Source organism: Gloeocapsa sp. DLM2.Bin57, from assembly GCA_007693955.1.
GTDB lineage: Bacteria > Cyanobacteriota > Cyanobacteriia > Cyanobacteriales > Gloeocapsaceae > Gloeocapsa.
This window is the reverse complement of sequence record RECR01000088.1, coordinates 1-9,337: the sequence shown is the minus strand read 5'-3', so window position 1 is coordinate 9,337 and position 9,337 is coordinate 1. Positions and strand designations below refer to the sequence as shown.

The window sequence follows — 9,337 nt, the reverse complement described above, 5'->3', positions numbered from 1 at the left end:
GTATTTTGGAATGGTTCATATTTTGTGGCTAGTTGTGGTGGTGTTACTATTTCAACCCTTAAAACTTATATACAGAATCAAGATGAAATAAAATAAGGACGCGATTCATCTCACGCTTATTTGAGAAAATAAAGCTTGAGGCTTCTCGCGGTTAAGCTAAAAAGTTTAAATCAAGAGTATCGATTGTATCTGTAGGTTGATGATAGTGAGGATTACGCATAAAAGCGGTATCAGTAATCATCATGGCGTCATAGTTATAATCCCAAAAGGGAGAATGATCACTTAGTCTAATTCCTGTGATTCCATTACCTTTATTGGGTACACAGAGAACTTGGCACCGCACAAATTGATTAAAGATATTTTCCATTATTTTAGCAGTTGGTGCTAATTCTTGATTAGCTACTAAAGCGATGAAGTCTCCCCGAGTACCATAGATTTGCTCCATCCCAGCTACGGGATAATCTTGGGTTGGTGAGGTATAACCCAACATCTCCAAAGAAATCATCAATTGTAGGGATTGTTTTTGTTGGTAAAAATGTTTAGCTAATGCTAGACTTCCACACATACCCCATTCTTCCATGTCAAAAGCGACTAACCATATTGACCTATTTAGTTGCTTTTGATGTAGATATTTAGCTAAAATCAATAAGGCTGCAACCGCACTAGCATTATCATCAGCTGCAGCAGTATTGGGTACACCGTCATAGTGTGCGCCAATTAATAGAGGTGGTAATTGAGGGTTTTGACCAGGAAATTTAAGGATAATATTACAACCTGGTGGGGTTGCAGGTTCAGTAAAGTGAAATTCTTCTGGTTGTCCTAGTAAGGAAAATTGCTCTAGAATATACCTTTTAACTGTCATATAACCTAGAGGATTTAGAAGGGGATGACGGGGAATTGCTAAATTACATAAGTAGTCTAAAATTTCTGAGGGCATAATTTATCTCTCGTTATCAAAAAAGATGATTAGGGATACCATCAGGTATAATAATACTCATAAATCTTAACTTAACTACTAAATAATCTTAAAATCCAACCAATAATAATACCTAAACCAGTATAGCGTACTGCTTGCCAAAAAGGTTCTTGTAATTCTTTCCAATTCCAGAGACGACTTTCGAGGTTTAACTCTAAGTTAATAATTTCCTCTTCAATATGTTTAAGTTCAGCCCTAATAATCCCTTCAGTGTTATTAGCTTTAGCTTGTTGCTTTAACTCTTGTTTTAATTCTTTGAGTTGTTGTTGACGTTTTTGATCTCTTTCTACTTGCTGATAGCGTTGTTTAAGTTGACTCAGAGATGCTTCTACTGTGGCGATCGCCTGTCCTAAATCTGGTTCGTCTTGTTTGGGAGAAGACATAGAGGGATTTTATGTTAACCTAGCCAAACTAAGTATAACAAATAGACAGGGTAAAATAAATGAAAAAGAAAACTAGGTTATTGTCTCGATTGGGTGGAATGATCATTGTTGTAACCACTGGGGGATTATTAATGGCTTTTACTCCCCTACCAGAGATAACTAAAATAGCGGTTAATCATCAACATCACCATGATCTGGTACATGACATGGACTTAGGTCCTGCGGATGCTGATTATGATTTACGCTTTATTGATGGGATGATTGTACATCATGAGGGGGCTTTAGTTATGGCCCAAGACGCTTTAGCTAACTCTCAACGGGCAGAAATCAGACAATTAGCCCAAGAAATTATCACCGCACAAGAGCTAGAAATCGCGCAATTACAACAATGGCGGGCTCAGTGGTATCCTCAAGCACCAAGGGAACTCCAAGCTTGGCATTCAGGAATGAATCACATGATGGCGATGAGTGATGATCAAATAGCCATGATGCGTATGGACGTTGATTTAGGTCCTGGTGATGAGGAGTTTGATTTACGCTTTATTGACGCGATGATTCCTCACCATGAGGGGGCTTTAGTTATGGCACAAGACGCTTTGGCTAAGTCTCAACGAACCGAAATTCAACAATTATCACAGGAGATTATCTCCTCTCAACAAGCAGAAATTGAGCAGATGCAACAATGGCGGGATGCTTGGTTTAATTAATTTGACAAGTGCGATCGCGCCCTTGGGCTTTAGCCCTGTATAAGGCTTGATCTGCTTGTTCGATCAACACTTGGGGAGATAGGGAAGCTAGAGGTATGACAGTAGCTACTCCTAAGCTGATAGTGACCATTTGATGTGGTGATTTACTATGGGGTGTAGCTAGGGTTTTAACTAGTTCTCGGATCTTTTCGGCGAGGTTAAAACTTCCTTGTAAAGATGTATTGGGGAGAATCAAGGCGAATTCTTCTCCCCCATAACGCGCTACTAAATCGTCAGGTCTTTTGAGGTTTTCTGAGAGAGTCTGAGCAATTGCTTGTAAACATTGGTCTCCTGCTTGATGTCCGTATGTATCATTGTATTGTTTAAAGAAGTCCACATCACAGAGAATTACTGATAGTTCGTCTTCTGAGCGCATGAGACGATACCATTGTTCTTGAAGATACTCATCAAAGCGACGACGATTAGCTACTTGAGTCAATCCATCAATGATAGAGAGTTTTTGTAGTCTAAAATTTACCTTATGTAGTTCTTGGTAGAGTTCTCCTTGATGAATAGCGATCGCTATTTGTGTCGCTAATTGACTAAGTAGAGTTACTTCTTGGTTCTCCCATTGGCGTATTTCTCGACATTGATGAGCGATTAATAACCCCCAAAGTTTTTCCTGATGGACTATAGGTAGGACTAAATTACTTTTGACTTGATAACGCTCTAATAAATCAAAATGACAGCTTTGTAACCCTTCTTTAGTAATATCTTCAATCGCTTTTACTCTTCCTTGGCGATAGTATTTAACATATTTTTCTCGAAAACAAGGTTCATCTATCCACTCTCCTAAAATCGAGTATTCCTGCTCTAACACTGACTCTACTACAACTGTTCCCGCCCAATTAGCGTCAAATTGGTATAAAAAAACACGATCTACATTCAAGAGGTGACGGACTTCAGTTACAGTAGTTTGTAAAATATCTTCTAAGCGTAAAGATTGGCGAATTTTGTGGGCTACTTCCATGACCATATTTTCACGAATATTTTGATATTTTAATTCTTGCTTCAAAGACTGATAAGCTTCGATTAAATCTTGATTATTAACCGCTAATTCTTTAATGATTTTATGTTCGGACAAATCTACTGGTATATTTAAAGATAAATGGGTATGTAAGCTAGTTGCTTTGACTATTTCTCCTTTCGGTAAGGTGTTGGACAGCATTTGTGTTAAACTGGCTGCATTTACAGGAGGACTCATCAGATAACCCTGGATTTCATCACACCCTAATTGTTCGAGTAAATCAGCTTCTAGCCTTGTTTCTACTCCTTCGGCGATTACTCGTAAGTTAAGAGATCTTCCTAGTAAAATAATACTTTGACATAGTCTAGCTGCTGAGTTATCCTCGATGATATTTTTAATAAAAGATTGGTCTATTTTAATGATATTAACGGGAAGATGTTTTAAAATACTTAAAGATGAATAACCTGTCCCAAAATCATCGATCGCTATTTTAATACCTTGTTTTTTTAATTTTTCTAATATTTCTAAGGTTTGCTGAAAATTTTGTACTAAAGTACTTTCGGTTATTTCCAATTCTAAATACTCTGTATTCATTTGAGTATCGGCTATAATTGACTCAATTCGGTTTAAGAGGTTTGATTTTTGAAACTGAATGGGAGAGAGATTAACCGACATTCTTACTTGAGGGAATCCCGCCATTTCCCAGAAGTGAAATTGTTCACATGCTGTTTTTAATACCCATTCTCCTAGTTCATGAATTACGCCTATTTCTTCAGCTAAAGGTATAAACTTAGCGGGAGAAATTTGACCATATTGGGGATGAAACCATCTAGTTAAGGCTTCTACTCCTGTAATTTTTCTCGTTTTTAAACAGACTTGGGGTTGATAATATACGGTTAATTCTTCGCGGTGAATAGCGCGTTTTAAATCAGCCGCCATGGTTAACCAGTTTAAATCTTGTTGTTCTTGTTTGGGATTATAGATTTCCAAGGTATTTTTACCTTGAGTTTTAGCTTGGTACATCGCTATTTCAGCGTTTTTGATTAAGGTTTCGGCATTATCTCCATCATAAGGAGCAATAGTAATCCCGATACTAGCACTCAAATCAACGAGATAATTTTGATAGTAGAAAGGGTTGTCAAATTGCTCAAGAATTTTTTCTGATAAACTGATTAATTCATCGGTATAATTGAGTTTATGTACTAAAATAACAAAGCGATCACCGTGCCATCTTGCTAATAGTGGTTTTAAACTTTGTTGAGTTTCTAAAAAATCTCTTATTCTCCCAGCTACTTGTTTTAATAAATAGTCTCCTACGGTATGACCTAGAGATTCATTTATTCTTTTAAACTGGTCTAAATCCAGCATAACTAGACCCAACATTTGCCCAGTTTCTATTGTTTGTAATAGTGAAAAGTTTAGTTGATGAGTAAATATTTGTTGGTTGGGTAATTGGGTTAAATTATCATAATTAGCTTGATGATGAATGAGATTATTGATACGTTGTTGAGTTAAAATATTATAGAGATATTTGCCTATTTTTTCAGCTAATTTTAATTCATTACTACTCCAATAGGGTGAGCCTCGTTTTTTCTCACACCAAGTAGCGAAAGATTCTCTGGGTCTTTGGTTACGATTATCATAATCTTGTTTACCAGCCCAAAGTATTTCCCATTCCTGCTCTTTACGTAATAAAGTTACACAACCAATCCATTGATAATGATGATGTAAATTGATAAACAAAAAAGAATGTATTTCTTGATTGAATTGCTCTAATAACTGCTCACAATCAAACTGAGCTAATAATTCTTGTCTGGTGTAAGCTTGTGGATAATAAGGAGTGTCTTTTAAGGTAGAAATAGTTTTAGTTAGGTTAATCCATTGTTGATTATTAGCTAAATTAGGATAGTCGGATTTTTGACCATGATAATAGATTTGACCTGGTTTTCCTGTTAATTCTGGTGCTATATAAACAAGACCTTGATCTGTATTTAATTCTTGAATTATTTTGGCTAAAATTTCTAGCCAAGCTTGTTGTTGATTATGATGATAATTCCACCAAACTTGATTAATTTGATTTAAGATATTTTGTTGTTTTTGTTCGTATTGATATTGATTGATTAAGGCTTCTTGATTTAAGGCTAGGGAAACTTGTTTACTTAAAAGCTGCATTAAAGCTAATTCTTGTTCTGTAAAGCGGCGGGGTTCGCTATGATGAGCTACTAAGAAACCCCATAAATTATCCCAATAAAAGATAGGTATTACTAATGAGGAGAGAACCCCCATAGTTAAGAGGTATTGTAAATGACAGGGATCTACGGTTTGATAGACTGTTTTTCCTTTAAAGTTAGTCGTTAAATTAGATTCTATATAAGCAACTTTACGTTTAGCGGTTACATCAATAATGACCCCTTTATTGAATTTGGCTAAGGATTCTCTAGCGTGAGTAGGTATATCTGTATCAGGAAAGTGTAACCCCAATAAGGAAGGGAGGCGATCTATTTCTACAGCTTCTGTGATTACTTCGCCACTTCCATCAGCAGCAAATTGATAAATTTTAAGGCGATCGACTTTGAGGATTTTTTGTGCTTCTTGAGCAATCTCACTCAGAATTTGCTTAAAATTGTTATGTTCACGCTGATGATAAATCAGATGAGTGATTTTAGCAAAAAAGGAGTTTGAGACAAAATTATTGCTGCTCATTATATGGTTTCTTTACTGTAGTGGGTTTGGTTTTTCAGACCTGATTGGAGAAATACCTAATACTTATATAGACTCTTTATTCTACCATTTTAAAATGTATTTGTTTTAACTATTCATTTAATTATAGCAGTATTTAGGTCTGCTCTATCTTAATCCCACGAGAGAACCACCGTTATAATGCGCGCTTCATTTAGCGGTGTCAAAGCTAGAGGCGATCGCTTCTAATTGTTCCTGATCATAACCCCATTTTTGGAAAAATTCCTGATATTTGCCTGATTTAGTCTTGACAGATTCTGCTAATTGTGCTAATAAATTAGTAACATTGGCTGAATTTAAAAGTTTTATTAGTTGTTGGGTACGACGAGTAACGCGACGGGAAGACTCAGCTAAATCTGAGTTATGATTACGTAAATGAGTAATAGCCATAGCTGAAGACATAGCGAGATTTTTAACGAGTAAATCACCGACAATCTCAGGAGAGGATGCTAAAGCGTTAATTACCCCAGGAGAGGGATGATCTGCTAAACTACTATCAGTGGTTAAATAAGTCACAAAAAAACCCCTAGCACCGTTAGGAAATTCTACCAGAGAAGCGATCGCCTTTTGAATATCTACTTCACTGAGTTGGTGAGATTCCATCTTTTCGAGGAGAGATTGAGTAAAAGCGATCGCTTCTTCAAAAGTAGCAGTATTAGATATAGTTTTGGTTAACTCTGTCATAATTTAACTATCTTCAGCAAATGTTTGTACTAAACCTTGGGGAGTAAGAATTAAGCGAATCTGGATGATGTCGGTAGTAATAGTCTCATTACTAAGCACTCTTACTTGTCTAGGTGGTTTAACTTGAGTTAAATAGTATTGAGATACTCTACCGATGGGAATCATTTGCTCTATTCTACCTTGAGAATCAAAAGTTAAGCGATATTCTAGTTTTTCTTGTAATCCTTGGGGGGGTTGCCAACGCTCTTGAAAGTATGCTTGTACTTCTTGTGTTGGGGAAATAGCTACTTGAGAAGGTATCTCTGTAGGAGTAGAGAAGGTTTCTGGGAGAATAGGGGGAGTGGGAGGAGATATAGGGGGAAGGGGTTGATAATCCCCTGGTTGAATTTCCCCTGATGGTATAGAGGTTTGGTTATCTAATTGAGGTGATTGTACTGTATCTGGTGGTTGTAAGCGCTGAAAATCTGACCGAGTTGAGGGTAATTGTGGTCGAGGTTTTTCAGTTAAATTAGGAGGGGAAACCTCCACAGTAACGATCATCTCATTTTCTGTTAAATCTGAAGATGTTGTTGGGGTAATTAAGGTATCTGCTGTGGTTTCTCCTGTAGATAAAGAAGATAATAACTTCAAGATGATTAATAAACTTGCTGCTGATATTCCCGTAATTAGGGGTATTTTAGGTATTCTAGGCTTAATTTGCTTAATTTCTTGTTGACATTGACTTATAGCGTTAGCTAGATCGAATAACTGAGAGATATTAACCTCAATTTTTGGCTGTGGGGATAAATCACAAAGTAGGTAATGTTTGAGTAAATTTTGATTAGGTAAAGGAGAAGATAGTAAAAATTGTTGGAGATATTCTTCAATGGTTATCCCTAAAAGCTGTAACTGTTGATAATTCCCATGGATAGTTATTTGTTCGTTAGTAGGTAATCTAGGATCATCTATATTCAATTCAAAACTGAGGTTGTCGGTAGAGGGTTTAAACAACCATTTGTTGCTAAATATTTTGAGAGTACAAGTGGGGGGAGTATAACGTTTAATTAGAGATGACATATAATTAGGAGTGTAACACAAGCCAGAGGCGATCGTAGCCATGATCAGTACTGTAAAACAGAAGATCAATTAATAGTTTAAGCCCGAATTGTTCTAGTTGCTGATTTTCGGTTAAGGTATATTGACGGGACAATTGCTCTAGATAATTAGCTAATAAAGTAATATCAGAGGGTGATTGTTGTTGTTCAGCGAGATTTTCCCAGAGATTAATAGCGCGACGGATTAATTCTTGGTGCTGTTGGGCTTTATTGCTAATAACTTGGGCAAAATCGGCTAAATTCTCTTCATTCAAAGTTATTTGACTAGTTTGACTAAATTTTTCTAAACTTTTTGATTCTAGATTTGTTAAGGCTACTATAGCTATACTAAGTAAATCAAGATAATTTTTCATCAGGACTAGCTTGTGGTTATCTAAGGACATAATCTTAAATTTTTGGTCTTTAGGTATTAAATTGTTTACCCTAAATATATACCAGTTAATTAAATGAATTTGAGTTCACAAACAAAGATGATGGAATTATCTAACAATCATGTAGAGGAGTTACAATTACCTCGTGAGGTGCGAGTCGAACAACTAAACAACTTAATAGACACACTCAGGATAGCTGATGAGATAGCTAGTAAAGGTTATTTAATCAGCAGTTCTGAATTAGCAGACTTAATGGATATCAACGCTAGTGCGGTAACTAGTCGAGGTGATCATTGGTCTTGGCGTAATTGGGTTGTATCACGAGTAAGAAGAGAAGGTAATCAAATTCTCTGGCAATTAGAAAGGATAGACTAATAAACATCTAAGCCCTTTTTTAAGGGCTTTTTTGTTTAGATAGAGAAAAGAAGACTACGCACAAAAAAACGTGGTAAAGCGAGCATACGTCGCCAACGCCAAGGTTCTTGATAGAGTCTATATAACCATTCTAGGTTATACTGTCTAAACCATAAAGGTGCACGAGATTTTTGTCCCGCCCAAATATCAAAACTACCACCAACACCAATCCAGGTAGCATGAGGACAAAGGTGACGATTCTGGTTAATCCAGAGTTCCTGACGAGGAACACCTAAACCCACAAGAATTAATTTAGGTTGAGTAGCAGTAAGAATAGTTTGCCATTGTTGGAGTTCTTCAGGATTAAGATAACCGTGATTGGTAATAATTTGTAGTTGAGGATCTTGATTAACCCACATTTGAGCAGCTTGAGCAGCGATTCCAGGTGCTCCACCATAAAAAGCGATTGCTTCTGTACCGATAGTTTCTGACCAAGTAGTAATCAGAGAGCTAGCTAATTCTATCCCGGGACAGCGTGTTTGTCGATAACCCTTCAGACGCAGATAAATAGTGATACCTGCGCCATCGGGAATGACTAACTCACTTGCTTGGATGATTTGGGCTAATTGATTATTTTCAGAGGCTAACATCGCCATTTCGGCGTTAAGAGTAGTAACTTGAGTACCCAAGTTATGCTTGATCCTCTCAATCACCCAGGTGGTATAGTCTTCTAGTAAATCTACACCAGTTGTCATTACAGGGAAACGGCTTGGTTGGTTCATAGAGTAAAATTATTATTAACCGAATCTAACTAAATTTCTGACTAGTTTAGACTGCATGACTCTGAGCAATTATTTTGGCATTAATTAAGGTAAAAATGCGGTCTAGCTCTAAAATACCAGCTAATTCAGCAGTTTCCTCACTGTTTAAGACTTCTGATTTTTTTTTCTGATTTAGCTTAACCGCGAGAAGCCTCAAGCTTTATTTTCTCAAATAAGCGTGAGATGAATCGCGTCCTTATTT

At 36.6% G+C, this 9,337-nt stretch carries 10 protein-coding genes; 3 read left to right on the top strand and 7 right to left on the bottom strand.

Annotation, left to right across the window (positions count from 1 at the left end; genetic code table 11):
• Positions 1-96: IS200/IS605 family transposase (locus tag EA365_11775; GenBank protein TVQ43766.1), on the top strand; the 96-nt coding region annotated here is incomplete at its 5' end.
• Positions 97-151: 55 nt separating this feature from the next.
• Here the strand turns inward: EA365_11775 and EA365_11770 are convergent.
• Together EA365_11770 and EA365_11765 are read right to left on the bottom strand one after the other, a co-directional pair.
• Positions 152-937, bottom strand: a complete 786-nt coding sequence (locus EA365_11770) for a M28 family peptidase (protein TVQ43765.1) — start codon at positions 935-937, stop codon at positions 152-154.
• Positions 938-1,008: 71 nt separating this feature from the next.
• Positions 1,009-1,359 carry a hypothetical protein gene (locus EA365_11765; GenBank protein ID TVQ43764.1) on the bottom strand — a complete coding sequence of 117 codons (351 nt, stop codon included), beginning with the start codon at positions 1,357-1,359 and terminating at the stop codon, positions 1,009-1,011.
• 59 nt (positions 1,360-1,418) lie between these two features.
• Here EA365_11765 and EA365_11760 point away from each other — a divergent pair, with 59 nt between their 5' ends.
• Positions 1,419-2,066 carry a DUF305 domain-containing protein gene (locus EA365_11760; protein TVQ43763.1) on the top strand — a complete coding sequence of 216 codons (648 nt, stop codon included), beginning with the start codon at positions 1,419-1,421 and terminating at the stop codon, positions 2,064-2,066.
• On the opposite strand, the gene EA365_11755 is transcribed toward EA365_11760, so the two are convergent.
• From EA365_11755 to EA365_11740, 4 genes are all read right to left on the bottom strand, one after another.
• Complete coding sequence (locus tag EA365_11755) at positions 2,059-5,775, bottom strand: diguanylate cyclase (protein TVQ43762.1); 3,717 nt, start codon at positions 5,773-5,775, stop codon at positions 2,059-2,061. The two genes, EA365_11760 and EA365_11755, sit on opposite strands and share 8 nt — an antisense overlap.
• Before the next feature lie 186 nt (positions 5,776-5,961).
• Entirely contained in the window at positions 5,962-6,495 is a 534-nt protein-coding gene (locus tag EA365_11750) for a hypothetical protein (protein ID TVQ43761.1), read from the bottom strand.
• Positions 6,496-6,498: 3 nt separating this feature from the next.
• Positions 6,499-7,593: a DUF4335 domain-containing protein gene (locus tag EA365_11745; GenBank protein ID TVQ43760.1), complete on the bottom strand. Its 1,095-nt coding sequence runs from the start codon at positions 7,591-7,593 to the stop codon at positions 6,499-6,501.
• On the bottom strand, positions 7,556-7,972 hold the full coding sequence (locus EA365_11740; protein TVQ43759.1) for a DUF3038 domain-containing protein: 417 nt from the start codon (positions 7,970-7,972) through the stop codon (positions 7,556-7,558). Before EA365_11740 ends, EA365_11745 begins: the two co-directional genes overlap by 38 nt.
• Before the next feature lie 87 nt (positions 7,973-8,059).
• On the opposite strand from EA365_11740, the gene EA365_11735 reads away from it, so the two are divergent.
• Positions 8,060-8,335, top strand: coding sequence for a hypothetical protein (locus tag EA365_11735; GenBank protein ID TVQ43758.1), 276 nt, complete (start codon positions 8,060-8,062; stop codon positions 8,333-8,335).
• 35 nt (positions 8,336-8,370) lie between these two features.
• Here EA365_11735 and EA365_11730 read toward each other — a convergent pair whose 3' ends face one another.
• A complete protein-coding gene (locus tag EA365_11730) occupies positions 8,371-9,096 on the bottom strand; it encodes a glycosyltransferase (protein ID TVQ43757.1) in 726 nt (241 codons plus the stop codon).
• Between the last annotated feature and the right edge of the window lie 241 nt (positions 9,097-9,337).